The organism is Rhodovulum sulfidophilum DSM 1374, from assembly GCF_001633165.1.
Classification (GTDB): domain Bacteria; phylum Pseudomonadota; class Alphaproteobacteria; order Rhodobacterales; family Rhodobacteraceae; genus Rhodovulum; species Rhodovulum sulfidophilum.
Map to the genome: position 1 here is coordinate 2632142 of NZ_CP015418.1, position 25438 is coordinate 2657579.

The window sequence follows — 25438 nt, forward strand, 5'->3', positions numbered from 1 at the left end:
AATGCACAAGGATTAATCAATTGGCCATTCGTGTGGCAGGTATCTCGCTCGATCCGCCGGTTCTCCTTGCTCCGATGGCGGGAATCACGGATTTGCCGTTTCGACGGCTGGTTGCGTCCTTCGGGGCTGGACTGGTGGTGTCCGAGATGGTCGCGAGCCAGGAAATGGTTCAGGCCAAGCCCGGCATTCGCGAACGCGCCGCGCTGGGGCTTGGCGAGGCCGCGACCGCGGTGCAGCTGGCCGGACGCGACCCGGACTGGATGGCGCGGGCGGCGCGGATGGTGGAAGAGCAGGGGGCCAGGATCATCGACATCAACATGGGCTGTCCGGCCAGGAAGGTTGTCGGCGGGCTGTCGGGCTCGGCGCTGATGCGCGATCTCGACCGGGCCCTGCGGCTGATCGAGGCGGTGGTGAAGGCGGTGTCGGTGCCGGTGACGCTGAAGACCCGGCTCGGCTGGGATGACGATCTGCGCAACGCGCCCGAGCTGGCGCGCCGGGCCGAGGCGGCGGGGGTGCGGATGATCACCATCCATGGCCGCACCCGCTGTCAGTTCTACAAGGGCCGGGCCGACTGGCGCGCGATCCGCGAGGTCAGGGAGGCGGTCTCGGTGCCGGTCGTGGCCAATGGCGACATCGTCTGCAGCGAGACCGCGTCGGCGGCGCTGGCGCAATCGGGCGCGGACGGGGTCATGGTCGGGCGCGGCGCGCAGGGGCGGCCCTGGCTGCTGGCCGAGATCGGCGCCCGGATCGCGGGGCGCCCGGCGCCTGCGGTGCCCGAGGGCGCGGCGCTGGCCGACATGGTCGCGCGCCATTACGAGGACATGCTGGGCTTTTACGGCACGGGTCTCGGGGGCCGCGTCGCGCGCAAGCATCTGGGCTGGTACATGGATCGCGCGGGCACGCCCGGGGCCCTGCGCCGCCGGGTGCTGACGGCCCCTGCCGGGGCGGCGGTGCTGGCGCTCCTGCCAGAAGCGCTGGCTGTAGAGGGGAGGGCCGCGGCATGACGCTCGATCAGGATGCAATCTGGACCGCGCTGCCCATTCCGGCCTTCCTGCTCGATGCGGAGGACCGGATAAGCAATATCAACCCGGCTTCCGAGCTCTTCGTGAATGCCACGATCAAGACCCTGAGCGGGGTGCCGGTCTTCGACCGGCTGGCGGTCGATGCGCCGCTCGACGAGGCCTTCGCTCGGGTCCGCGCCAATCGCGCGCCGCTTTTCATCAACGATGTCGATGTCAGCGCGGGCAACAAGCCGCCGGTCCTGTGCAATGTGCAGGTGGCGCCGATGAACGATACCGAGGAGCATCTGCTGCTGCTGGTCACCCCGCGCGAGATCGCCGGGCGGCTGGGCCGGGTGCATTCGGTGAAATCGGCCGCCAGGTCGGCGATCGGCATGGCCGAGATGCTGGCGCATGAGATCAAGAACCCGCTGGCAGGGATCACCGGGGCGGCGCAGCTACTGTCGATGAACCTTTCGAATGGCGATCTCGAGATGACCGACCTGATCGTCGAGGAGAGCCGCCGGATCGTGAAGCTGCTCGAACAGGTCGAGCAGTTCGGCAATCTGCGCCCGCCGGCCTGCAAACCGGTCAACATCCATGACGTGCTGGACCGGGTGCGCCGCTCGGCAACGGTCGGCTATGCGGCGAATATGGCGATTCTCGAGGAATACGACCCCTCGCTGCCGGCGACCTGGGCCGATCCCGACCAGCTGATGCAGGTCTTCACCAACCTCATCACCAATGCCGCCCAGGCGGCCGGTCCGCGCGGCGGCACGATCCGGCTGCGCACCTTCTACGACCTGTCGCTCAGGCTGCGCCATCCCGACGGGTCCGGCGTGCCGGTGCCGCTGCAGGTCGAGATCACCGATGACGGGCCGGGCCTGCCCGCGGAGATCTCTGCCGAGATCTTCGAGCCCTTCGTCTCGGGCCGCGAGAACGGCACCGGGCTTGGGCTTGCGCTGGTCTCGAAGATCATCGGCGATCATGGCGGCTGGATCGCGGTCGATTCGGTGCCCGGACGCACCGTGTTCCGCGTCTCGCTGCCGGTTGCCCCGAAACCCGAAGAGGATGAGAGCTGATGGACGGAACCGTACTTGTCGCCGATGACGACCGCACGATCCGCACCGTTTTGACCCAGGCCCTGACCCGGGCGGGCTGCAAGGTGCATGCGACCTCGTCCCTGACCACGCTGATGCGCTGGGTCGGCGAGGGCAAGGGCGATCTGGTGATCTCGGACGTGATCATGCCCGATGGCAACGGGCTCGAGATGCTGCCCAAGATCGGCCAGGAGCGGCCGGGCCTGCCGGTGATCGTGATCTCGGCCCAGAACACCATCATGACCGCGATTCAGGCGGCCGAGGCCGAGGCCTATGACTATCTGCCCAAGCCCTTCGATCTGCCCGACCTGATGAAGCGGGCGGCGCGTGCGCTGGAGACCAAGCGCCGGGTCGGCCGTCCGCGCGAGACCGCGCCGCCGACCGGGGGCGATACCCAGGACGACCTGCCGCTGGTCGGGCGCACGCCGCAGATGCAGGCGTTGTACCGGCTGGTGGCGCGGGTGATGAATGCCGATCTGCCGGTGCTGATCACCGGCGAATCCGGCACCGGCAAGTCGCTGATCGCCCGCGCGATCCATGATTTCTCTGACCGGCGCTCGCTGCCCTTCGTGATCGCGACCGCCGCCGACATGGAAGGCATCGACGGTCCCTCGGCGCTGGTGTCGCGGACCCGCGGCGGCTCGATCCTGTTCGACGAGGTGGCCGATCTGAGCGAGGAGGCGCAGGGCCGGATCGTGCGCATGCTCGACAGTTTCGGCGACAACGCCCCAAGGGTGATGGCCACCAGCCAGTCCGACCTGATGGCGCGGATGGAGGCGGGGCAGTTTCGTCATGACCTGTTCTACCGTCTGGGCGGCGTCAGCGTCGCGGTGCCGTCGCTGCGCGAGCGGGTCGACGACATTCCGCTGCTGGCCGAGCATTTCCTCGGCCGCACCGAACGCGACGGCACCGCGCCGCGGCGGCTGGCCGAGGAGGCGATGGACCTGATCCGCGCCTATAGCTGGCCCGGCAATGTGCGCCAGCTCGAGCACACGATCCGCCGCCTCGTCGTCACCAGCCCCGAAGAGGTGATCACCCGGGCCGAGGTCGAGGCGGTTCTGGGCAACCAGCCCGAAATCGAACCGCTGGTCGGCGGCGGCGACGGCGAGAAGCTGTCGGCCTCGATCGCCAAGCATCTTCGGCGCTATTTCGATCTGCATGGCGGCGTGCTGCCGCCGCCCGGGCTTTATGCCCGCATCCTGCGCGAGGTCGAAATGCCGCTGATCGAGATCGCGCTGGATGCGACCGGCGGCAATCAGGCCAAATGTGCCGATCTTCTGGGGATCAACCGCAATACCTTGCGCAAGAAGATCACCGATCTCGATATTCGCGTGACACGGCGTCGCAAGTTGATGTAAATTGGCAACAACGCGTGGCCGACCGGACATAGGGTCGGCGGTCGCGCGATCGGGCTGATGCCGCGTTGTGGCGGCGCAACGACACGAGGCGAGCGGTGACACATGCCAAGGGCCTTCTGGCCCTGGAAAGGCTTTTACGCCTGCGCAGATCGCGCCAGGCGGGCAATGCCGCCACGCTGAGCGTCGTGGTGCTTGGCCCGGTTCTGGCCGTCCTGACCTTCCTGACACTCGGCCCGCTCGATCAGGGCGCCTCCTCGCACGGGCTCCGGATCGTGCTGCTGGCCGATCTGGTCTATGCGCTGGTGGTGGCGACCCTCGTCGTGCAGCGCATCGCGCGGATGGTGGCCGCAAGGCGGCGGCATTCGGCGGGCTCGCGGCTCCATCTGCGGCTGACCGGCGTCTTTGCGCTGATCGCGCTGATCCCGACCGTTTCGGTCGCGATCTTCGCCGGGCTGACCATCAATATCGGGCTCGAGGGCTGGTTCTCGGAGCGGGTGCGCAATGTGGTCGGGGCCTCGCTGGCCGCGGCCGAGGCCTATGAGGAGGAGCACCGCCGCGATCTGGTCTCGGACGCCCATACGCTTGTGGGCTATCTGGCGGCGGCGCGTCAGGCCACGATCTTCCTGTCCGACGGCGACATGCGCCAGATCCTGACCCAGGCCCAGGCACGGGTGCAGCGCGGCCTGAAGGAGGCCTATGTGATCGACGGCTCGGGCGAGATCCGGGCCCGGGGCGAGCGGTCCTACCTCTTCAATTACGAACGTCCCGACGACGCGCAGATCGCGCGGGCGGGTACGGGCGAGGCGGTTGTGATCCAGGACTGGGACAACAACGAGTTCCGCGCGCTGGTCAAGCTCGACGGCTATCTCGACCGCTATCTCTACATCTCGCGCACCGTCGACGGCGACATCCTGAGCCTTCTGGACGATACCCAGCAATCGGTCCGGCTGTACCAGCAGCTCGAGCATGAGCGCGGCCGGGTCCTGTTCGAATTCGGGCTGCTCTATCTTGGCTTCGCGATGATCCTGATCCTGGCCGCGGTCTGGCTGGGGCTGTGGTTCGCCGAGCGGCTGTCGCGCCCGGTGGGCCGGCTTGCCGGGGCCGCGCAGCGGGTCGGCGCGGGCGATTTCGACGTGCGGGTGCCGGAGGAGACCAGCGATGACGAAATCGCGATGCTGGGGCGGATGTTCAACCAGATGACCCGGCAGATCAAGCTGCAGCGCGATGCGCTGCTGGACAATACCCGCCAGATCGAACGGCGGCGGCGGCTGTTCGATTCCGTGCTGTCCTCGGTGACGGCGGGGGTGATGGGGCTCGATGCCGAGGGCCGGGTCGAGGTGATGAACCGCTCGGCGCTGGCGCTGTTGCGACTGGATGCGGCCGAGGCCGAAGGACAGGAGCTTTGCGTGGCGGTGCCGGAATTCGCCGATCTTCTGGAGAAGCTGAAGTCCAGCCGCCGCGGAACCGCGCAGGAAGAGGTCCGGCTGCTGCGGGGCGGCAACATGGAGCATCTGCTGGTGCGCATGGCGATGAGAAAGCGCGCCGATGGCGGGGCCGAGGGCTATGTCGTCGCCTTCGACGATGTCACCGATCTGGTGACGGCGCAGCGGATGGCGGCCTGGGGCGACGTGGCGCGCCGGATCGCCCATGAGATCAAGAACCCCCTGACCCCGATCCAGCTTTCGGCCGAACGGATCAAGCGCAAGTTCCGTGGCGCGGTCGGCGATCAGGCCGAGGCGCTGGATCAGATGACAGACGTGATCGTGCGCCAGACCAATGACTTGCGCCGCATCGTTGACGAGTTTTCCAAATTCGCCCGGATGCCCGAGCCCGACCGCAAGCCGGTCGATCTGGCGGCGCTTTTGCGCGACGCGGTTATGCTGCAGGAGGCGGGCCAGCCGGGGGTCGCCTTCCGGGCCGACATTCCGCCGGAGCCGACGCCCGCCGAACTTGACGCGACGATGATCGCCCAAGCCTTCACGAATATCATGAAGAATGCGGGGGAAGCGATTGAAAGTCTTCGTGAAAAGGGCGAGCCGGAAGGTTATCGTCCAGAGATCCGGGTGACATTCTCGGTCGAGGAGGGCAATGCGGTGATCCTGATCGCCGATAACGGCATCGGCCTTCCGCAGGATCGCAGTCGGCTTTTCGAGCCCTATGTCACGACCCGCGATCACGGCACAGGGCTTGGCCTTCCCATCGTCAAGAAGATCATCGAGGAACATGGCGGACGGCTCGATCTGCGCGATGCAGAGCCCTTCGCCGAGGGCGCCCATTGCGGCGCCCTGGCTGAAATCACGCTGCCGGTCAGCCTCGTGCAGGCCCCGGCGCAGGGCGCGGCGGAGCCCGCCCGCAGCGACACGACATCCGCAACCGCGGCAACCGGGGAGTAGGACATGGGCGACATCCTCATCGTCGACGACGAGCGCGACATCCGGGAACTGGTCTCGGATATTCTGCAGGACGAAGGCTACACGACGCGGCTGGCCGCCAATTCCGATGCCTGCATGGCCGAGATCAACGCGGCCGAACCGGCTCTGATGGTGCTTGATATCTGGCTCAAGGACAGCACCATGGACGGGATCGACATCCTGTCGAGGGTCAAGCGCGACAATCCCGATATTCCGATCGTCATCATCTCGGGGCATGGCAATATCGAGATCGCGGTCGCCGCGATCAAGCAGGGCGCCTATGATTTCATCGAAAAGCCCTTCAATATTGACCAGTTGCTGGTCGTCATTCGCAGGGCGATGGAGGCCTCGCGGCTCCGGCGCGAGAACCAGGAACTGCGCCGCAAGGATGTGACGCAATTCGACATGATCGGGTCCAGCCCGGCCTTCAAGATGTTGAAATCCAATCTCGAGAAGGTCACCCGCTCGAATGGGCGGGTGATGCTGAGAGGGCCTTCGGGCTGCGGCAAGGAGGTCGCCGCGCGCTATATCCATGCCAATTCCGGCCGCGCCTCGGGCCCCTTCGTGGTGGTCAATTCCGCATCGATCGAACCCGAGCGCATGGAAGAGGTTCTGTTCGGCCGCGAGAGCTCCACGCGGGGAATAGAGAAAGGCCTTCTGGAACAGGCGCATGGCGGGGTTCTTTACTTCGATGAAGTCGCCGATATGCCGCTGGGGACCCAATCGAAGATCCTGCGGGTGCTGGTCGACCAGCAGTTCCAGCGCGCGGGCGGCACGGACAAGGTGCGGGTCGATATCCGCGTGATCTCCTCGACCACGCGCGATCTGACCGCGGAAATCCAGGCCGGGACCTTCCGCGAGGAGCTGTATCACCGGCTCAACGTGGTGCCGATCGACGTGCCCGCGCTGGATGAGCGGCGCGAGGACATTCCCGAGCTCGCGCGCCATTTCATCGCCGGGTTCAACAAGACCCAGGGATTGCCGCTGAGGGCGCTTGGCGAGGAGGCCGAGGCGCTGTTGCAGACCATGTCCTGGCCCGGCAATGTGCGCCAGCTGAAGAACGTGATCGAGCGGGTCCTGATCCTTGGCGAGGGCACCGATCCGATCCTCGCGACCGAGTTGCCGATGCAGACCGACGGCCCGGCCGAGGAGGGGCGGATCGTGCTGGCGGGCGCGCTGGCGACGCTGCCGCTGCGCGAGGCGCGCGAGCTGTTCGAGCGCGAATACCTGCTGACCCAGATCAACCGCTTCGGCGGCAACATCTCGCGGACTGCCAATTTCGTCGGCATGGAACGCTCGGCGCTGCACCGCAAGCTCAAGTCGCTGGGCGTGGTGACGACGGCGCGGGCGGGCGGCCGGGTCGCGCATGTCGAGGAGGAAGAGCAGACCGCCGCCGATTGACCCTACATGCCGCTTCTGCGAAGGATTGGCGCAGTTTTCGCTGACGGATACGGGGCGCATGAAGGTCATCATCTGCGGTGCGGGCCAGGTCGGCTGGCAGATCGCCCGCCATCTCTCGGGCGAGAAGAACGACGTCACCATCGTCGACAGGAACGCCGATCTGATCCGGCGGGCCACCGATGCGCTGGATGTGCAGGGGATCGCGGGCCATGCCTCCTATCCGGACGTGCTGGAACGCGCCGGCGCGCGCGATGCCGACATGATCATCGCCGCCACCCAGTCGGACGAGGTCAACATGGTGACCTGCCAGGTGGCGCATTCGATCTTTGCCGTGCCGCGCAAGATCGCCCGGCTTCGGGCCCAGTCCTACCTGACCGCGATCTATTCCGACCTTTATCGCCGCGATCACATGCCGATCGACGTGGTGATCAGCCCCGAACGCGAGGTGGCCGAGGCCGCGCTGCAGCGGCTGGCCGCGCCTGCCGCCTTCGACACCGAGAGCTTTTTGCGCGGCAAGGCGCAGCTTCTCGGGATCACGCTGGAGGAAGACTGCCCGGTGCTGCGCACGCCGCTGCGCCAGCTTACCGACCTGTTCTCGACGCTGCGGGCGCTGGTGGTGGGGGTGCGCCGCGAGGGCACGCTGTTTGCGCCCGAGCCGGGCGATCAGCTGTTTCCCGAGGACCAGATCTATGTCTTCGCCCATGTCGAGGACCTGAACCGCACGCTGGAAATCTTCGGCAAGTCCACCAAGAAGCAGGAGCGCGTGGTCATCATCGGCGGCGGCAATGTCGGGCTGTCGGTGGCCAAGGCGCTGGAGGCACATGAACAGCGGATCCGGGCCAAGGTGATCGAGAAGGATCGCCGCCGGGCCGAGGTGGCGGCCGATGCGCTGGAGCGCACCATCGTGCTGAACGGCGACGGGCTCGACATCAACCTGCTGGCCGAGGCGAATATCAAGCGCGCCGATGCCGTGCTGGCGGTGACCGATGACGACAAGACCAACCTGCTGGCCGCGGTGCGCGCCAAGATGGCGGGCTGCCCGATGGCGATCTGTCTGGTCAACGACCCTTCGCTGGTGTCGCTGATGGGCGCGCTCGAGGTCGACGCCTATATCAACCCGCGCGCCACCACCGTCAGCTCGATCCTGCGCCATGTCCGCCATGGCCGGGTGCGGGGGGTCTATTCGATCGGCGATGCCGAGGCCGAGGTGCTGGAGGCGCAGGTGCTGTCGACCTCGCCCATGGCCGGCAAGCGGGTTCAGGATATCGATTTTCCAGAGGGCGCGCTGGTCGGCGCTGTGATGAAATCGGGCAAGGTGATCCTGCCGCGCGGCGATACCCGGATCGAGGAGGGCGACATGGTGGTGATCTTTGCACTCAGCGCCGACGTCCCCGAGGTGGAGCGCCTGCTGCAGGTGTCCATCGACTTCTTCTGACCCATGCGTCGCCTGGCCGATCTTCCCTTCCTGGTGATCCTGATGGGGATCGGGGCGCTGGCGATGTTTCCGCCGGTCGTTCTGGCCCTGGCCGAGCGCGACTGGGAGACGGCCCGCGCCTTCTTCAATTCGGGTCTTCTGTTCTTCGTTCTGGCGGTGCTGATCGGGCTGTCGACCATCAACCGGCCGGTGCAGAATCAGGCCCGCAGCCACCTGCTGGCGATGCTGGGCTTCTACACCTTGCTGCCCTTGATGCTGGCGGTGCCGGTCTCGGAGGCGGTCGGAGATACCAGTTTTCTCAACGCCTATTTCGAGATGGTCTCCTGTCTGACCACGACCGGGGCGACGCTGTTCGACAGCCCCGAACGGCTGTCCCCGGGGGTTCATCTCTGGCGGGCGACGGTCGGATGGCTGGGCGGCTTCTTCGTCTGGGTGACGGCGATCGCGATTCTCGCGCCGATGAATCTGGGCGGGTTCGAGGTCACGGCCGGGACCGGCGGCATCGCGGGCCGGATCGGCTCCGAACGCGGCGAGGTCAGTCCCGCCCACGATCCGCGCGAACGCCTGCTGCGTTTCGCCCATCAGCTTGCCCCGGTCTATATCGGGCTGACGGCCACTCTCTGGGTGCTGATGGTGGTGGCGGGCGAGGGGCCGCTGGTCGCGGCCTGCCATGCGATGTCGGTGCTTTCGACCTCGGGGATTTCGCCGGTCGGCGGGGTCGCGGGTGGCCAGAGCGGCGTCCCGGGCGAGATCATGCTGTGGGGCTTCATGGTCTTCGCGATCTCGCGGCAGATGTTCATGTTCGATTTCCGCCCCGAAAGCTGGCGCAGGCTGAAGGCCGATCTCGAATTGCGGATGGGCGTCGGCATCGCCTGGGTGGTGACGGTCTTTCTGTTCGCCCGGCACTGGGTCGGCGCCTATGAGGTCGCGGCCGAGGAGAACGGCATGGCCGCGCTGCGCGCGCTTTGGGGGGCGATCTTCACCGTGACCTCCTACCTCACCACGACCGGATTCGCCTCGGTCGAATGGATCGATGCCCGGCAATGGTCGGGGCTGGCGACGCCGGGGCTGATTCTGGTCGGGCTCGCGGTCTTCGGGGGCGGGGTCGCGACCACCGCCGGGGGCGTCAAGCTGCTGAGGATCTATGCGCTCTACAAGCATGGCATCCGCGAGATGGAAAAGCTGGTGCATCCCTCCTCGGTCGGCGGCGCGGGCGCCTTTGCCCGTCGCATCCGGCGTCAGGGCGCCCAGATCGCCTTCGTCTTCTTCATGCTCTTCGCGCTGTCGGTGGCGGTGGTCATGGTGACGCTGGGGCTTCTGGGGCTCGATTTCGAGGCCTCGATGGTGCTGACGGTCGCCGCATTGACCACGACCGGTCCGCTGGCCGCGGCCGCGACCGACCCCCCGCTGTCCTATGCCGCGCTTGGCGATGGCCCGAAAATGGTGCTGGCCGCGACCATGGTGCTGGGCCGTCTCGAGACCCTGGCGATCATCGCGCTCTTCAATCCCGAGTTCTGGCGCAAGTGAGTTTGGAATGCTGCAAATTTCACCCCCGCCAGACGTTGAACAGGGGTGGAAACTCGGTAAACCTCCCTTCATACTCGCCCCCAGAGGGAGACGGCTGTCCGCCGACGGGCAGATAGACAACAAGGCAAAGAAAAAATGGCTGCCGATAAGCAAAACCTGCAAGACGCGTTTCTTAACCATGTTCGCAAGACGAAGGTCCCGGTCACGATCTTTCTGATCAACGGGGTCAAGCTGCAGGGCGTGATCACCTGGTTCGACAATTTCTGCGTGCTGCTGCGCCGGGACGGGCAGTCCCAGCTGGTCTACAAGCATGCGATCTCGACCATCATGCCCTCGCAGCCGATCAACCTTTACGAAGGTGAGGATTGAGCCCTTCCGAAGCGGAGGGCTCCGAGCCTCGCATCACCCGCGCCTGGGTGCTGCATCCCGACATCGCGTCGGACCGCGAGCGCCGGGATGCCGGCCCCGCGCTTGAAGAGGCCGTGGCACTGGCGGGCGCGCTTCCCGATCTCGAGGTCGTGGGCGCCGAGACCGTGCCGCTGGCCCGGCCCCGGGCCGGCCATCTTTTCGGGTCGGGCAAGATCGACGAGCTGAAGGAGAGGCTGGGCGAGGCCGAGGTCGACTTGGTGCTGATCGACGGGCCGGTCAGCCCGGTGCAGCAGCGCAATCTGGAGAAGGCCTGGAAGGTCAAGATCCTTGACCGGACCGGTCTGATTCTCGAGATCTTCGCCGACCGGGCGCGGACCCGCGAGGGTGTGTTGCAGGTCGAACTTGCCGCACTCAGCTATCAGCGGACGCGGCTGGTGCGGGCCTGGACCCATCTCGAGCGCCAGCGGGGCGGGTTGGGATTTGTCGGCGGCCCCGGCGAGACCCAGATCGAGGCCGACCGCCGCGCCATCGACGAGGCCATCACCCGGATCCGGCGGCAGCTGTCGAAGGTCGTCAAGACCCGCGACCTGCACCGCGCCGCCCGGCGCAAGGTGCCGTTCCCGATCGTGGCGCTGGTGGGCTATACCAATGCCGGCAAGTCGACGCTGTTCAACCGGCTGACCGGGGCCGAGGTGCTGGCCAAGGACATGCTGTTCGCCACGCTCGACCCGACGATGCGGGCGGTTGCGCTGCCGACCGGGCTCAAGGTGATCCTGTCCGATACGGTGGGCTTCATCTCGGACCTGCCGACCCAGCTGGTCGCGGCCTTCCGCGCCACGCTGGAAGAGGTGCTGGAAGCCGATCTGGTCCTGCATGTGCGCGACATCGCCCATCCCGACAGCGAGGCCCAGGCCGAGGATGTGCGCGCGATTCTCGTCGATCTGGGCGTGGCGCGCGAGACGCCGCAGATCGAGGTCTGGAACAAGACCGACCTGCTCGATCCCGAGCGCCGCGCCGCGACCGAAGCGGCGGCCGCGCGCCATGACGAGGTCGCGGCGATCTCGGCCTGGACCGGGCAGGGCGTCGGACCGCTGCTCGAGGCGGTGACCGAGCGTCTCGACGCGGCGCGGCAACGCCGCGACTTGCATCTGGCGCATGACGACGGACGCCGCCGCGCCTGGCTTTACGAGCAGGGCATTGTCGAGGGCGAGGTGCCCGACGATGAGGGCTCGACGCTGACGGTCAACTGGACGGCGCGCCAGGAACAGCGCTTCCGCAGCCTCTAGCGGTCAGGTGACGCGGCGCAGGCGGATCTTCGGCAAGGAAATCTGAACTTCTGGCATTCAGGGTAGCGGGCAAATCACGCGCTCAGAACGAGGTGCCGATGACCCTGCTGCGAAACCGCGCTCCGGCGCGGGTCCTTGCCTTTGGCTTCTGGCTGGCGCTTGTCTGTTTCCTCCGTGTCGCGGCAGCCGAGCCGGTGTCGCTGATCGGGGCGGGCGGTCTTCTGCAGCGCGGGGGGGCCTCGGGGCCGCTTCTGACGCAGATGCGGGGGCCGTTGCTGGGGCCGGGGCCCGAGGGCGCGCCGGGCCGTGTCTCGGGGGCAAGTGGTGCCAGCCTGTTTGCCGGGCGGGGCGGGGCAAGCCTCTTTGCGACCTATCCGGTCCGGGCGCAGCAGATGGCCGAGCCCGGGCCAGCCGCGCAGGTCGCGCCGCTTCGTCCGGGGGGCGGCAATGCGGCTTTGGCCGAGGGTATCCGGATTCTGATCGGCCGGGCCGAAGCGGGGCGGATGGACTATGATGCGGTTCAGCATGGCGCCAAAATCCGGCCGCCGGGGCCTCCGACCCGGCTGACCATCGCCGAGATCTACAAGTGGATCGCCGAGACCCCGGGCCAGCCGCATGCGATCGGCCGGTATCAGTTCATTCCCGACACGCTGCGCCGCCTTGTGGCCGAGCTTGGGCTTGACGAAAAGACACGGTTCTCGGCGCCGGTTCAGGACCGCCTCGCCGATCTTCTGCTCGAAGAGGCCGGGCTCAGCGCCTTCGGGGCAGGAGAGATGAAGCGCGAGGCCTTCATGCACAACCTCTCGCGGATCTGGGCCGGGCTGCCGACGGCCAGCGGTCGGTCCTACTATCATGGTGTCGCGGGGAACCGGGCGACGATGACCTGGACGCAGTTCGAGGCGGCAATGTCGCGGATCGCGCCGGGACCGGGAGGGACGCAGAAGGACGGCTGAACGCGGGCGTGCCCGCGGCCGGTGCTGCGGTCGTCAGAGGCAAAGGCTCCGGAGCCGTTTCCGCCGGGCGCGCATGCTCTATGGAGAGCATGCCGAAGCGGCCCCCTGCATCATGGTGCACGCTCGCGAAAGGTCGCGGTTCTGGTTCTGTGCTCGGACACCCTGCCTTTGCGAGATCCCGAAGCGGGCCGAGCTGAGGGTGTGGCGTCGAACATGCGCCTGACGCTTTCGGGTCTCTTGTCCCTTGGGCTGTGGCCTGCATCGGTGCGCGTCGCTCGGGAAATCGCAATCATCTGTCGAGTTGCAGAGGCCTTTTGGACAAGACCTGCCTGTTGCCGCCCGTCACGGCAGAATGCGATCGATACGGCGGTTGCCGGAAAGCAGCTCACCATCGCGGCCGCCCTGTGCGAAACGCGCCCGGTCGGAGGCTTTTCGCGATCCGACGCGGAAAACGCTAAGACAATGGCCCCGCGCTTCAGAACGACCCCGGCGGTTCATCGCCTTCGGCGCCGACGGCTGGCAAAGGCCTCGCGGCGATTGCATTCGCGCGCCGGATCAAGCCGCTTACGCCCCGAACGCCTCGCGGCCGATCCGCCCCGGCACGAAGCGGTAGGACGTGCCAGGGCTCGGTTCGTGCCCTGGCGTCGTCTGGGGGATGGCTCAGCGGGATTTCGGGATCAGGTTGGTGATGCCGACCGCGGCGGCGCGGGCAAGGGCGGGATCGAGCGTCATCGGGATATATTCGCCCCGACGCCAGAGTTCGCCGAGATCGTCGTAATGACGGCTCAGCGGATGGCCCGACTGTCCGGTCGAGATGATGAAGACCGAGCTGTCGGGGTCGGCGAAATCATAGACCGCGCGATAGCCCGCACCATGCAGATTGGCGAAGGGGAAAGGATCGGTGCCCTTGGTCAGGCCCCGGTTGAGCGTGTTGTCCCCGCCCGAGGTCGGCTGGCGGATGTTCACGATCCATTTCAGCAGCGGCGTCTCGCCCAGCACCGGATGGTCGTGCCAGGCCTGATGCGCCTGTCCCCAGCGCAGCGATTCGAGCGAGCCGCCATAGGTTTCGGACAGGTACAGCAGCGCCTCGTCGAGCGACTTCCGGGCGATCTCGGTGCAGGTCTCGATCGCGGCCGACTGGCGGATGTCGCACCAGACCGAGGCGCCGTCGATGTCGCGGAACACCCGCTCGATGAACAGCGGCTCGACATGGGTGAATTCGCGCGCGAGCGGGCCGAGATCGTCCTCGATCAGGTCGCGCTGCAGAAAGCGCATCCAGGCGGCATAGATCAGCGGCTCGGGCAGATGCTCGTTCATCTCGCCGTTCCAGCCCGCCAGCAGTTCCAGCGCGCGCTGGCGCCGCCTTTCGGGGCTGCCCGCGGGTGCCGCTTCGCCGGTGAACCACAGATCCTTGCCGACCAGCGGCAGCAGCGAGCGCGCGGTGAAGGAGACGGTGTCGAGCTGGGCCTCGATGAAGCTTTCGCGGGTATGGACCTTGCGGGTCTCCATCAGCCGCTTCCAGCGCTGGATCCGCTGGCTGTCGCCCCAGTCGAAGCTGACATGAAGCGGAAACGGCCGGTCGACCAGCTTGTTGTTGGTGTTGCCGAGAATGCCGCCCGCGGGATCCCTGAAGCTGGGATTGGCGGCATAGTTCAGCCAGCCCTGCCAGCGGTTTTCTTCCTTCCAGCCGGGCTGGGGCAGGCGGCCCTTGCTCTGGTTGCCGGCCATCCGCCGGGGCATTGCGCCGATCATCTGCAGTGCGATGTTGTCGGCATCGACCAGGGTCAGGTTCAGCGAGGGCGCGACGAAGAACCGACCGGCCTCGATCGCCTCGTCGACGCTTTGCGAGCGCATGACCTGCATCGCCGCGCTGATCGAGGTGTCGGCGCCGCTCAGCAGCGTCCAGCCCAGCGCCGCGACATGGCCGGGCGGGGTGATCGAGGCCAGGTCGTAATGGGTGCCGGGCAGGACCGGCCCGTTCTCGGTCCAGCGCAGCGTGATGGTGACCGGTTCGGCATCGGCGACCTTGATGATGCTGCGTCGGGTCTCGAAGGGGCGAAAGCCGTCGGGGGTCCGGTATTCCTGCGGGTTGTCGGGGTTCAGCTGTTCGAGGAACACGTCCTGATCGTCGAGATAGGAGGTGGTGAGCCCCCAGCCGAGTTTCGCCGAGCGGCCCGACAGGATGGTGGGGATGCCGGGGATCGTGCCGCCGATCACCCCGCCGGTCGACAGCTCGAGCCGCGCGAGATACCAGATCGAGGGCGCGGAAAAGCCCAGATGCGGGTCGTTGGCCAGAAGCGTTCCGCCCGCGGCCGAGCGTTTCGGCGCGGCGGCCCAGGCATTCGAGGCGCCGGCGAAATCGGGTCCGAGGAAGGGCGAGAGCGGGCCTTCGGCATAGCGCGCCAGCGGCGCCGAGGAGGGGATGACCCCGGGGGCGAGGTCGGCATAGTCGGGCAGGGCCGCCAGCCCCGGTCCGGGCGCGTCGGGCAGGATGTCCTTCACCCGCTCGGGCTCCATCAGCAGCGAGACCCGGGCCCGCAGGACCTCGGCATCGAGATGCGAGGACAGCCGCACCCCCATCAGCTTGACCAGCGCGATCGAGTCGGCGGGCTGCCAATAGGCGATTTCCGGCCGGAACAGGAAGAATTCGGGCGCGCCACGGCCACGGGCCTCGGTGTTCACGGTCTCGATCCAGGCATTGACGCCACGGGAATAGGCCTCGAGCGCGGCCAGGGTCTGCGGGTCCTGGGCATCGACCGAATCCTGCGCGAGCCGGTAGAGGTCGAGCCGCCGCATCAGCTCGTCGATCTTCATCGTCCGGGCCCCGAACAGCTCGGACAGGCGCCCCTGGACCGTCCGGCGCAGCACCGTCATCTGCCAGAGCCGGTCCTGGGCATGGGCGTAGCCCAGCCCGAAGAAGACGTCCTCGTCGGTCTTGCCGAAGATATGCGGCACGCTGGAATGGTCGCGCACGATCTCGACCGGGGCGCTCAGCCCGTCGACCACGTGGGTGGCGCTGTAATCGGTCAGCGAGCGCGAGGCGAGATAATAGACCCCGCCGATGCCCAGAGCGGCCAGGATCACGACGGCGGTGAAGATCCGCAACAGCCAGCGGAAGAGATGGGGCATGGCGCACCTGTTGTTGACGCCTCGGATGAGGCCGTTAGGTAAGAGAAAAAGACGTTTCATGCAACGAGCGGAGGAGCCGCATGGCACGGGTCGCATTTCTGGGTCTTGGGGTAATGGGCTATCCGATGGCGGGACATCTCGCCGCAGCGGGCCATGAGGTCGCCGTTTACAACCGGACCGCCGCCAAGGCCGAGGACTGGGGCGCCCGTCATGGCGGCCGGTCGGCGCCGAGCCCGGCCGAAGCTGCGGAGGGGGCGGATCTGGTCATGGCCTGCGTCGGCAATGATGACGATCTGCGCGCGGTCTGCGAGGGCGAGAGCGGTGCTTTTGCCGGGATGGCGGCGGGCGCGGTCTTCGTCGACCATACCACGGTGTCCTCGATGGTGACCGAAGAGATGGCGGCGCTGGCCGAACCCCGCGGGATCGCCTTTGTCGATGCGCCTGTCTCGGGCGGTCAGGCGGGCGCCGAGAACGGCCAGCTGGTGATCATGTGCGGCGGACCCGAAGAGGCCTATGCCAAGGCCGAGCCTGTGATGGCGGCCTATGCGAAGCTCTCGAAACGGATGGGCGGGACCGGCGCCGGCCAGCTGACCAAGATGGTCAACCAGATCTGCATCGCGGGGCTGGTGCAGGGTCTGTCGGAGGGACTGCATTTCGCCGAGAAGGCCGGGCTTGACGGGCGCGCGGTGGTCGAGGTGATCGGCGGCGGCGCGGCCGGCAGCTGGCAGATGATGAACCGCTATCAGACCATGCTGGACGACGAGTTCGACCATGGCTTCGCGGTCGACTGGATGCGCAAGGATCTGGGCATCTGTCTGGCCACCGCCGACCGCACCGGCGCCAGCCTGCCTGTCACGGCGCTGGTCGACCAGTTCTACAAGGACGTCCAGAAGCTGGGCGGCGCCCGCTGGGATACGTCGAGCCTGATCAAGCGCTTGCGGGCGATGGGCTGATCCCGTCGCGGGTCCTGCTCAGATCGGGCACCGGGACAATTCTGCCGAAATTCCGGGCAGGTGCCCAGGGAAGCTGCCCGGGGCGGCCCGGCCGCCCTTGCGCAGGGCGGCGTCTGTTTCCATGATCGCGTCCGAAAGCGGGAGTGGCGCGATTCCAATGAACGAGACCAAGGCAAGGCCCCGGCTGGGCCGAAGCGAGGCGGCACAGGGGTATTTCCTCGTGGCGCCTCCCTTCCTCTATGCGCTGCTGCTTTTGGCGGTGCCGCTGGCGGCCATCCTGCTGTTCAGCTTCTGGAGCCAGGATTACCTGACGCTCGACACCACGCTGACGCTCAAGAACTACCGCGAGGCGTTCTCCGATCCGCTTTACGGTCAGCTTCTGCTGCGCTCGCTGCTGATCTCGGGGGCGGTGACCGCGGCGACGGTGCTGACCGCCTTTCCGATCGCCTATTTCATCTCGTTCAGCGTGCCGCCCTCGCAGAAGTCGATGTGGATCTTCCTCATCACCATCCCGTTCTGGTCCTCCTATCTGATGCGGGTGTTTCTGTGGAAGGTGATCCTTGGCTATAACGGCGTGCTCAACACCACGCTGAGCGGGCTTGGCATCATCGACGAGCCGCTGAGCTTCATTCTCTACAATGCCAATGCGGTGGTGATCACCCTGGCCCATGCCTATGCGCCCTTCGCGATCCTGCCGATCTTCGTCGCGCTCGAGAAGATCGACCGCTCGCTGCTCGAGGCCAGCCGCGATCTGGGCGAGAGCCGGACGATGACCTTTCTGCGGGTGACGCTGCCGCTGGCAATGCCGGGGGTGGTGGCGGCGGTGCTGATCGTCTTCATCCCGACCATCGGCGACTATGTCACGCCGCGTCTGGTCGGCGGGCCGGACGGGCTGATGATCGCCAACATGATCCAGACCCAGTTCCTGAAGCTCAACAACGCCCCGATGGGGGCCGCGCTGGCGGTCTTGGCCATGGCGATGGTGACGGCGGTCGCGGTGCTGTTCCTGGTTCTGAACCGCCGCTACCTGAGGGGACGGAAATGAAAGGCCTCCGGCTTTACGCGATCTTCTATCTGCTCTTCCTCTATGCGCCGATCGCGCTGCTGCCGGTCTTCGCCTTCAACAACGGCACCGTGATCGCCTTTCCGCTGAGGGGCTTCACGTTCGAGTGGTTCCGCGAGCTCATGACCATCCCGGCACTGCATGCGGCGGTGCTGAACAGTCTGGCGATCGCGGTCTCCTCGGCGGTGATCGCGACCTGCCTCGGGATCTGCGCGGCGCGGGCGGGCACGCGCTTTGCCTTTCCGGGCAAGAAGGGCATCCTTGGGCTGATCATGCTGCCGCTGGTCCTGCCCGAGATCATCGTCGCGGTCTCGCTTCTGGTGGTGCTGTTGCAACTGGGTCTTCCGCTCGGGTCCTGGACGGTGGTGCTGGGCCATGTGCTGATGTGCACGCCGTTTTCCATCGCGATCCTCAACTCGGCCTTCCAGAGCCTCGATGTCTCGCTGGAGGAGGCCGCCATTGATCTGGGCGAGAGCCGCTGGTCGAGCTTCCGGCTGATCACGCTGCCGCTGGTGATGCCGGGCATCGTCTCGTCGCTCTTGATCGCCTTCACGATCTCGCTCGACGAGTTCATCATCGCCTTCTTCCTCACCGGCACCAACCCGACGCTGCCGGTCTATATCTGGGGACAGCTCCGCTTTCCGCAGAAGATTCCCGTGATCATGGCGCTCGGCACGCTGCTTGTGCTGACCTCGGTGATCCTGCTGACCGTTGCCGAATATGTCCGCCGCCGGGGCGCCGCGCGCACCGGGAAGGCCGATGCCGGAGGATTCCTGTGAAAGACACGCTGGGCGTCGAACGCCCCATCATCGCGCTCGAGAATGTCGAGAAATATTACGGCGAGTTTCACGCCCTGCGCGGCATCTCGGCCGAGATCCGGCAGGGCGAGTTCTTTTCGCTGCTGGGGCCGTCGGGCTGCGGCAAGACCACGCTTCTGCGCACCATCGCGGGCTTCGAGGAACTGTCGGGCGGGCGGCTGACGATCGATGGCAGGGACATGAAGCGCGTGCCCGCCAATGTCCGGCCCACCAACATGGTGTTCCAGTCCTACGCGATCTTCCCGCATCTGAGCGTGGCCGAGAATGTGGGGTTCGGGCTGCGGCGCGAGGCCCTGAGCAAGGAGCGGAAGGCGGCGAAGGTGGCCGAGGCGCTCGAGATGGTCGGGCTGAGGGGCTTTGGCGCGCGCGCGGCCCATGCGCTGTCGGGCGGCCAGCGCCAGCGGGTGGCGCTGGCGCGTGCGCTGATCCTCGAACCCAAGGTGCTGCTCCTGGACGAGCCGCTTTCGGCGCTCGACAAGAAGATGCGCGAGCAGATGCAGATCGAACTGCGCCGGCTGCAGCGGCAGGTCGGCATCACCTTCATCCTGGTCACCCATGATCAGGAAGAGGCGCTGATCATGTCCGACCGGATCGCGGTGATGTTCGAGGGCCAGATCGTCCAGCTCGATACGCCGCAACAGCTGTACCGGCGGCCCAATACCCGGCAGGTCGGCGAATTCATCGGGGTGATGAACTTCCTGCCCGCGACCGCCACCGTCGGCGACAAGGCCGATATCGAGGTCGAGGCGGCCGGGCTCGGCCGGGCGGTGATCGGCCCCGACCAGCTGCCCGGCGGCTGGCATCCCGGCCAGACCCAGAGCGTGGGCATCCGCCCCGAGACCATGTCGATCCTGTTTCCGGGCGAGACCACCGAGCGCCGCGTCGCGACCGGCACGGTCGAGGATCTGTCCTATTATGGTGACATGACCTATTACGTGGTGCGGCTCGACGGGGTCGACCGGCCGATGACGATCTCGATGAAGAACCTCGTCGGGCGCCCGGTCCTCGAGCGCGGCACCGCCGCCCGGGTGGCCTGGGACGCGCGCTCGCTGGTGCTGTTCGCCTGACCGCGCGCGGCGTTCAGGGCGTCCAGATTTCGGGGCCGCCGCAGATCAGCGGGTCGGGAGCGGTCACGACCTTGTCGGATCTGCCCTTGTAATCGACCAGCGACAGCACGTGGCGGATGGCGGCCAGACGCGCCCGGCGCTTGTCGTCCGAGCGGATCACCGTCCAGGGCGCATGGCCGTTATGGCTGCGGGCGAAGGTCTCGCGGATCGCGGCGGAATAGGCGTCCCAGCGTTTCAATCCCTCGATATCGACCCAGGAGAGTTTCCATTGCTTCAGCGGGTCCTTCTCGCGCTGCAGGAAACGCCGCAGCTGTTCGGCCCGGCCGACGGTAAGCCAGAACTTGACCAGCAGGATGCCCTCATCGACCAGCATCCGTTCGAAGGCGGGAAGCTGGCCGAAGAACCGCTCGCGCTCCTCCGGGGTGCAAAAGTCGAACACATGCTCGACCACGCCACGGTTGTACCAGGAACGGTCGAACAGCACGATCTCGCCGCCCGCCGGGAGCTGCTCGACATAGCGCTGGAAGTACCATTCGCTTTTCTCGCGGTTCGAGGGCGCGGGCAGCGCCACCAGCCGGGCGACGCGCGGGTTCATGTTCTGGCGGAACCGCTTGATGGTGCCGCCCTTGCCGGCGGCGTCGCGGCCTTCGAACAGCACCGCGATGCGCTTGCCCGTGGCCTTCACATCGGCCTGCAGCTTTGCCAGCTCGATCTGCAGCGCCTGGAGATCGGCGGCATAGGCGGCATGGCGCAGCCGCCGGTCATAGGGGTAGTCATCGGCCAGAATGTCGCGCTTGCCGCCATCGGCGATGGCACGGCGGATCTCGTCGGGGGAGTCCTGTTCGTAAAACTGCGTGATCGCACCGTCGAAGGGAAGATCTGTCATCGCATGCTCCGGGTCCTGCCCGAGCAGTATCGCGATCAGGCGGTCGCGCGCAATCCGGCCCGTTTCGCCGCCCGCCGGATCGCCGCGACCGCGGCCTCGGGATCGGCGTGATGCGGCATGTGGCCGATACCGTCGAGTTCGGTCAGATGGACATTGGCCAGCCGCTCGGCCAGCGGCCGGGAATGAACCTCGATCGGGACGATGCGGTCGGCGGTGCCATGCAGGATCTCGATCGGCATCTTCAAGTCGTCATAGCGGTCGGCCATGGCACGGATATGGGGCTTCAGCCCGTTCACCTGCCGCGTATTGGCGCGCAAGGTTTCGGGGCGGAGGCTGAGCGCGATGCCGATATGGTCGCCATAGCCCTCGGGCACCGGGTCGGGCTCGAAGATCCGGGCGATGGTCTGCTCGGCGACGAAGCGCGGCACGAAGGCCGAGATCAGCGGCACCATGAACATCGAGCCGAAATCCGACGACACCAGTTCGTAATAGGGGCCGAGACCGCCCGGCCAGGGCATCGCCGCGCCCGCGAGCGAAACGATGGCCGCAGCGCGTTCGGGATGATCGAGCGCCCAGGCCAGCGCCACCGCGCCGCCGAAGGAATGCCCGACCAGCACCGCCGGGCCAAGTCCCAGCCTGCGGCTCGCGGCCTCCAGCACCGCGGCCTGTTCGGCCGGGCTTTCGCCATTGGGGTGCAGCGGGTCGGTATGGCCGAGCCCGGGCCGGTCGAAGGCGGTGACGCGGAAGTCGGCCGACAGCCGGTCGAGCAGATCGAAGGTGAAGTCGCGGGTATTGCCGCCCGCGCCATGCAGCAGGATCACGTCGGGCCCGCTGCCCTCCTGATGGGCATGGACCTGGCGTCCGTCGATCTCGATCAGCCGTCCGGTCGGGGCATAATCCTCGGCCATGCTCAATATGCTCCGATCCGGTTCTGGTCGAAAGGGGTGGTCTGGTAGATCTGGTTGATCCAGTTGCCGTAAAGCAGATGCGCATGGCTGCGCCAGCGGTTCTGCGGCGCCTGCGAGGGATCGTTGTCCGGATAGTAGTTCTGCGGCACGTTGATCGAGGTGCCGTTGGCGATGTCGCGGTCGTATTCCTGTTTCAGCGTGTCGCTGTCATATTCGAAATGGTTGAAGATGTAGAGCGCGCGATGGCCCGCATCCTCGACCAGGCAGGGGCCGCTCTCGTCGCTGCCAAGCAGCGTCACCAGCCCGGGTGCGGCATCGATCTCGTCCTGGCGCATTTCGGTCCAGCGGCTGACGGGAATGACGCAATCGTCGGAGAAGCCGCGCAGATAGGGCGAGGCCGGTGCCAGGTTGCGATGCCGGAAGCAGCCGAAGGCCTTGGCGGGCAGCATGTGCTTCTGGACGCCGTGGAAATGGTAGATCATCGCCATCCCGCCCCAGCAGACGCCGAAGGTCGAATGCACATGGCTCTGGGTCCAGTCGAAGACCCGGGTCAGCTCGTCCCAGTAGGTGACCTCGGTGAAGGGCAGATGCTCGATCGGGGCGCCGGTGATGAGGAACCCGTCGAATTTCTCGCCGCTCGCCTCGACCTCGGCGAAAGGGCGATAGAAGGTCTCCATATGCGCGGCGGCGGTGTTCCGGGTCTTGTGCTCGGTCATCCGCACCAGGCTCAGCTCGATCTGCAGCGGCGTCGCGCCGATCAGGCGGGCGAACTGGGTTTCGGTCTGGATCTTCTTCGGCATCAGGTTCAGAAGCGCGATCTTCAGCGGCCTTATGTCCTGACGCGAGGCCTCGTCCTCGCCCATGACCATCACCCCCTCGCGCGACAGGACGTCATAGGCGGGAAGGTCGGACGGGAACTTGATGGGCATCGGACATCTCCACTCGAACGGCGCGCGACCATAGGCGAGTTGCGGCCGTCTCTCAAGAGTAGCGTCAGTCGATTGACAGAAGATGCAATGCGGTGTTCCATTTATCGGAACAATTCGCAAGAAGCGGGGGGAGTGGGTGCGAGGCTGGAAAAGCGGTGCCGGGTGGAGTGCGGCCGCTTTTGCCGCCGGTCTGGTGGCGGCGGCAGGTGCGGTGCGGGCCCAGCAGGAGGGGCCGGAATGGGATCTGCAGCGTTGCATCTGGAGCTGCCTGTCGGCATTCGGCCCGGCCGACAATCCGGCCTATGCCGCCTGCGTTTCGCGCAACTGTTCCGAGCCGACGGCCCCAGCGCCCGCGCCGCGCTGGTCGAGCGGCGCCACCTCGGACGGGCACGGCGCCTATGCCGGGGTCCGGGCCGAGGGCGGTCAGGACGTGATCTTCTATGTCTTCTGCGCCCGCGGCGGCGAACGGCTCCTGCAACTTGACGGGGCCGGGGGCGAGCCCGGTCCGAATGTGCTGAGCCTGATCATTGACGGGCAGGGATTTCCGGTCACCTTCGGCGGGGGCAGCGAGGGCGGCATGCTTGCCCGGCTGCCGCCTTCGGCAGCGGTGCTGGGCGCGCTCCAGCGCGGTCAGATGCTCGAGATCCGCAGCGACGCGGGCCAGGGGCAGGGGCTGGGCCGTTTCCCGCTGGCGGGCGCGGGGGATGCGATCAGCGGCGCGCTGGCGCTCTGTCGATAGCCTCTGCGATCAGGTCGGTGAAATCCTCGGGGCCGCGCAACGCCGCCACCTCTTCGGCGGTGACCCTCACCCCCCAGTTCCGCGCCATCGCCTCGTAACGCGGCTGACGATGGGCCAGCGCGCGGGCATAGGTCCAGCGCACGAAGGCGTCGGGATCGACCGCCGCTTCGGAAAGCCCGGTCCGGGACAGGTAGTCGGCCCAGGCCTCATGCAGGAAGGCAGGCTGGTAATACATCGGTTTCGGCGCCCGGTCGAAGCGGCGCACCAGCTCGGCGGTATGGGCCTCGCTGCCCTCGATCCAGACCAGCAGCAGCCGCGCGGCCAGCGCCGACAGCACCGGATCTGCCGGATCCTCGGGGTCGACCACCTCGCAGATCGAGCCGCCGGAATCGCAGACGAAATCGTCATAGCCGTACAGCTCGGCCGCACGGTCGATGAAGCGCGGCGTATCCAGCAGCGCCGAGATCTCGGCCTCGCGGTGCTGTTCCTGGCGGCGCATGTAGTCGTCGAAGGGCAGGCCGCCCTTGTCCGACGCGCCGGGCTTGCCGAGATAGGTCGAGAGCGGCGCGAGGTTGTCGAAGGTGATGTTCGAGGCGATGAACACGCTGTCGGTGCGCAAGAGCTCGCGCAGGAGCGGCACCTTCATCGCCTCGCGCTTGAAATTATCGGCGATGAATTCGCCCATGTAGCGGGTGCCGATGCGGTAATCGACCGAGTAATGGAACCAGCCGCCCTCGGCGCGCAGCATGTTCGAGACATGGGTCTTGCCCAGGCCCGACATGCCGAACAGCAGCACGTGCCGCCTCTCTGCCTGCCGCCAGGCCTCTGCCGTGTCATAGATCATCCGACCATCCCTCGATGCGCGGCCGCGTCCTATCCCGGCGTCGCGGAACGGTCAAACCCATTCGCGGCGGACGGAACGCAAACGCCCCGACGTGTTGGCCGGGGCGTCGTTTACAGCCGCGGCGCCGGGGTCAGAAATAATACCCGACCCGCAGGCCGAACCCGACCCCGTCATTGCCGTCGAAGCGGGTCGGATTAGAACCGAGCCGGGTCTTGGCGTCCCCGATCTCGACATAGCGGACACCGCCCGTGATCTTGAACTGTCCGGAGGTGTAGGTGGCCGCCAGCCCGAGCGAGCGGAAGCCGTCGGTCGGGCCGAGGTTTCCTTTGAAATTTCCCTCGTGTCTTTCGTAGCCTAAGAGGACGGCGCCGGACCAGTGCTCGTTGAACTTACGGCCGACCCCGAGGTTATAGGTGATCACGTCTTCGTCGTAGGAGACGATCGGGCGGCCCACGATGGCCTCGTAGTCGGGGGTGGTGATCCTGAATGAACTCCACTCGGTCCAGCGGATCGACCCGAACAGAAGCGTGTCCATAGCGATCCCGGTCTGGAATTCCAGGTTCACGGCTTTCGGTATTTCGGTCTCAAGAGAGGTTTTGCCCGGCGTGAGACCGGGGTATGTGAATGACTCGTCGGCGGTGAAATCATGCGTGATCGAGGAATAGTAGGTCAGGGCGACGCGGGCCGCGATTTCGGGCTTCTCCCAGGCGACGCCGATGAGATACCCGAAATCGGTCTCGGTCGAGGAATCGAGCCTGTAGCTTGCGACTTGAGGCAAGTCGACGCTGCCCGATGTGCGCAGGGATCGCACCCCGCCGATCACGCTGAAATTCGACGGAATTTCGTAGCGCATCATGAGGGTCGTGCCGAGCGCGTCGACATCCGCGGACGCGCCTGCAAGAGAGGGGTATCCGGTTCCTGCCGGATAGGCGATATCCGCCCCGATCGGCTCGTCGAGGATAAGTGCGAAATGCAGGTTTTCGCCGAATTGGCCTTTATACGCGAAAGAGTAGCTGTTGAAGCCCGGCGCCATTTCGCCCGAGGGGAATACGCCTGCGACCGAGCCGGACACGTCTGGATCGAAGCGGCTGAACCCCAGTTCGACGTAATTTCCCTGCTCGAACAGTATCCCGACCGACGGCACAGATCTTTCAATTCCGCCCGCGAGGGCGGGCCCTGTCGTCACGGCGGCCAATGCCGCCGCCCCAACGGCGTATTTCATTTTCTCCTCCCTCTTTTTTACTTTTGCGAAAACGCTAGCCGG

21 protein-coding genes are annotated in these 25438 nt (G+C 66.6%); 15 read left to right on the forward strand and 6 right to left on the reverse strand.

What is annotated here, in order from left to right; all coding sequences use genetic code 11:
- The first annotated feature begins 20 nt into the window (after window positions 1–20).
- The 10 genes from dusB (at window position 21) to A6W98_RS12500 (ending at window position 12838) form a co-directional block, all read left to right on the forward strand.
- The gene (gene dusB, locus A6W98_RS12455) at window positions 21–1004 is read left to right on the forward strand and encodes a tRNA dihydrouridine synthase DusB (RefSeq protein ID WP_042461919.1); all 984 of its coding nucleotides are present in this window, start codon (window positions 21–23) and stop codon (window positions 1002–1004) included.
- Window positions 1001–2080 carry a two-component system sensor histidine kinase NtrB gene (locus A6W98_RS12460; RefSeq protein WP_042461921.1) on the forward strand — a complete coding sequence of 360 codons (1080 nt, stop codon included), beginning with the start codon at window positions 1001–1003 and terminating at the stop codon, window positions 2078–2080. The genes dusB and A6W98_RS12460 overlap by 4 nt, the downstream gene beginning before the upstream one ends.
- Window positions 2080–3456, forward strand: a complete 1377-nt coding sequence (locus A6W98_RS12465) for a sigma-54-dependent Fis family transcriptional regulator (protein ID WP_042461924.1) — start codon at window positions 2080–2082, stop codon at window positions 3454–3456. Before A6W98_RS12460 ends, A6W98_RS12465 begins: the two co-directional genes overlap by 1 nt.
- A gap of 95 nt (window positions 3457–3551) precedes the next feature.
- Entirely contained in the window at window positions 3552–5849 is a 2298-nt protein-coding gene (locus A6W98_RS12470) for a sensor histidine kinase NtrY-like (RefSeq protein WP_052678034.1), read from the forward strand.
- Window positions 5850–5852: 3 nt separating this feature from the next.
- Window positions 5853–7268: a nitrogen assimilation response regulator NtrX gene (gene ntrX, locus A6W98_RS12475; protein WP_042461926.1), complete on the forward strand. Its 1416-nt coding sequence runs from the start codon at window positions 5853–5855 to the stop codon at window positions 7266–7268.
- Window positions 7234–8703 (forward strand): Trk system potassium transporter TrkA, encoded by a 1470-nt coding sequence (gene trkA / locus A6W98_RS12480; protein WP_155734795.1) that lies wholly within the window; start codon window positions 7234–7236, stop codon window positions 8701–8703. Before ntrX ends, trkA begins: the two co-directional genes overlap by 35 nt.
- Before the next feature lie 3 nt (window positions 8704–8706).
- Window positions 8707–10230, forward strand: a complete 1524-nt coding sequence (locus tag A6W98_RS12485; protein WP_042461928.1) for a TrkH family potassium uptake protein — start codon at window positions 8707–8709, stop codon at window positions 10228–10230.
- A 135-nt stretch (window positions 10231–10365) separates the two neighbouring features.
- Window positions 10366–10599 (forward strand): RNA chaperone Hfq, encoded by a 234-nt coding sequence (gene hfq, locus A6W98_RS12490; protein WP_042461931.1) that lies wholly within the window; start codon window positions 10366–10368, stop codon window positions 10597–10599.
- Between the two features lie 32 nt (window positions 10600–10631).
- The gene (gene hflX / locus A6W98_RS12495; protein ID WP_081252051.1) at window positions 10632–11885 is read left to right on the forward strand and encodes a GTPase HflX; all 1254 of its coding nucleotides are present in this window, start codon (window positions 10632–10634) and stop codon (window positions 11883–11885) included.
- 98 nt (window positions 11886–11983) lie between these two features.
- Window positions 11984–12838, forward strand: a complete 855-nt coding sequence (locus A6W98_RS12500; protein ID WP_155734796.1) for a lysozyme family protein — start codon at window positions 11984–11986, stop codon at window positions 12836–12838.
- Window positions 12839–13498: 660 nt separating this feature from the next.
- On the opposite strand, the gene A6W98_RS12505 is transcribed toward A6W98_RS12500, so the two are convergent.
- On the reverse strand, window positions 13499–15967 hold the full coding sequence (locus tag A6W98_RS12505; protein ID WP_042461934.1) for a penicillin acylase family protein: 2469 nt from the start codon (window positions 15965–15967) through the stop codon (window positions 13499–13501).
- A gap of 80 nt (window positions 15968–16047) precedes the next feature.
- Here A6W98_RS12505 and A6W98_RS12510 point away from each other — a divergent pair, with 80 nt between their 5' ends.
- The 4 genes from A6W98_RS12510 to A6W98_RS12525 all read left to right on the forward strand — a co-directional run bounded on the left by A6W98_RS12510 (window position 16048) and on the right by A6W98_RS12525 (window position 19868).
- Window positions 16048–16920, forward strand: a complete 873-nt coding sequence (locus tag A6W98_RS12510; RefSeq protein WP_042461936.1) for an NAD(P)-dependent oxidoreductase — start codon at window positions 16048–16050, stop codon at window positions 16918–16920.
- Between the two features lie 157 nt (window positions 16921–17077).
- On the forward strand, window positions 17078–17965 hold the full coding sequence (locus tag A6W98_RS12515; RefSeq protein ID WP_042461939.1) for an ABC transporter permease: 888 nt from the start codon (window positions 17078–17080) through the stop codon (window positions 17963–17965).
- Window positions 17962–18762: an ABC transporter permease gene (locus tag A6W98_RS12520; protein ID WP_042461941.1), complete on the forward strand. Its 801-nt coding sequence runs from the start codon at window positions 17962–17964 to the stop codon at window positions 18760–18762. The genes A6W98_RS12515 and A6W98_RS12520 overlap by 4 nt, the downstream gene beginning before the upstream one ends.
- A complete protein-coding gene (locus tag A6W98_RS12525; RefSeq protein ID WP_042461943.1) occupies window positions 18759–19868 on the forward strand; it encodes an ABC transporter ATP-binding protein in 1110 nt (369 codons plus the stop codon). The genes A6W98_RS12520 and A6W98_RS12525 overlap by 4 nt, the downstream gene beginning before the upstream one ends.
- A 13-nt stretch (window positions 19869–19881) precedes the next feature.
- Here the strand turns inward: A6W98_RS12525 and ppk2 are convergent, their stop codons facing one another.
- Genes ppk2 through metA form a run of 3 tightly spaced genes read right to left on the reverse strand, consistent with a single transcriptional unit; the run spans window position 19882 to window position 22591 of the window.
- Entirely contained in the window at window positions 19882–20754 is an 873-nt protein-coding gene (gene ppk2, locus A6W98_RS12530; protein WP_042461945.1) for a polyphosphate kinase 2, read from the reverse strand.
- 35 nt (window positions 20755–20789) lie between these two features.
- Window positions 20790–21662 carry an alpha/beta fold hydrolase gene (locus A6W98_RS12535; RefSeq protein WP_052678035.1) on the reverse strand — a complete coding sequence of 291 codons (873 nt, stop codon included), beginning with the start codon at window positions 21660–21662 and terminating at the stop codon, window positions 20790–20792.
- A gap of 2 nt (window positions 21663–21664) precedes the next feature.
- On the reverse strand, window positions 21665–22591 hold the full coding sequence (gene metA / locus A6W98_RS12540) for a homoserine O-acetyltransferase MetA (protein ID WP_042461949.1): 927 nt from the start codon (window positions 22589–22591) through the stop codon (window positions 21665–21667).
- Between the two features lie 136 nt (window positions 22592–22727).
- Here metA and A6W98_RS12545 point away from each other — a divergent pair, with 136 nt between their 5' ends.
- Entirely contained in the window at window positions 22728–23330 is a 603-nt protein-coding gene (locus A6W98_RS12545; protein WP_155734798.1) for a hypothetical protein, read from the forward strand.
- Here A6W98_RS12545 and A6W98_RS12550 read toward each other — a convergent pair.
- Window positions 23302–24174 (reverse strand): hypothetical protein, encoded by an 873-nt coding sequence (locus A6W98_RS12550; protein ID WP_042461953.1) that lies wholly within the window; start codon window positions 24172–24174, stop codon window positions 23302–23304. The two genes, A6W98_RS12545 and A6W98_RS12550, sit on opposite strands and share 29 nt — an antisense overlap.
- 130 nt (window positions 24175–24304) lie before the next feature.
- Window positions 24305–25396 carry an outer membrane protein transport protein gene (locus A6W98_RS12555; protein ID WP_042461955.1) on the reverse strand — a complete coding sequence of 364 codons (1092 nt, stop codon included), beginning with the start codon at window positions 25394–25396 and terminating at the stop codon, window positions 24305–24307.
- Between the last annotated feature and the right edge of the window lie 42 nt (window positions 25397–25438).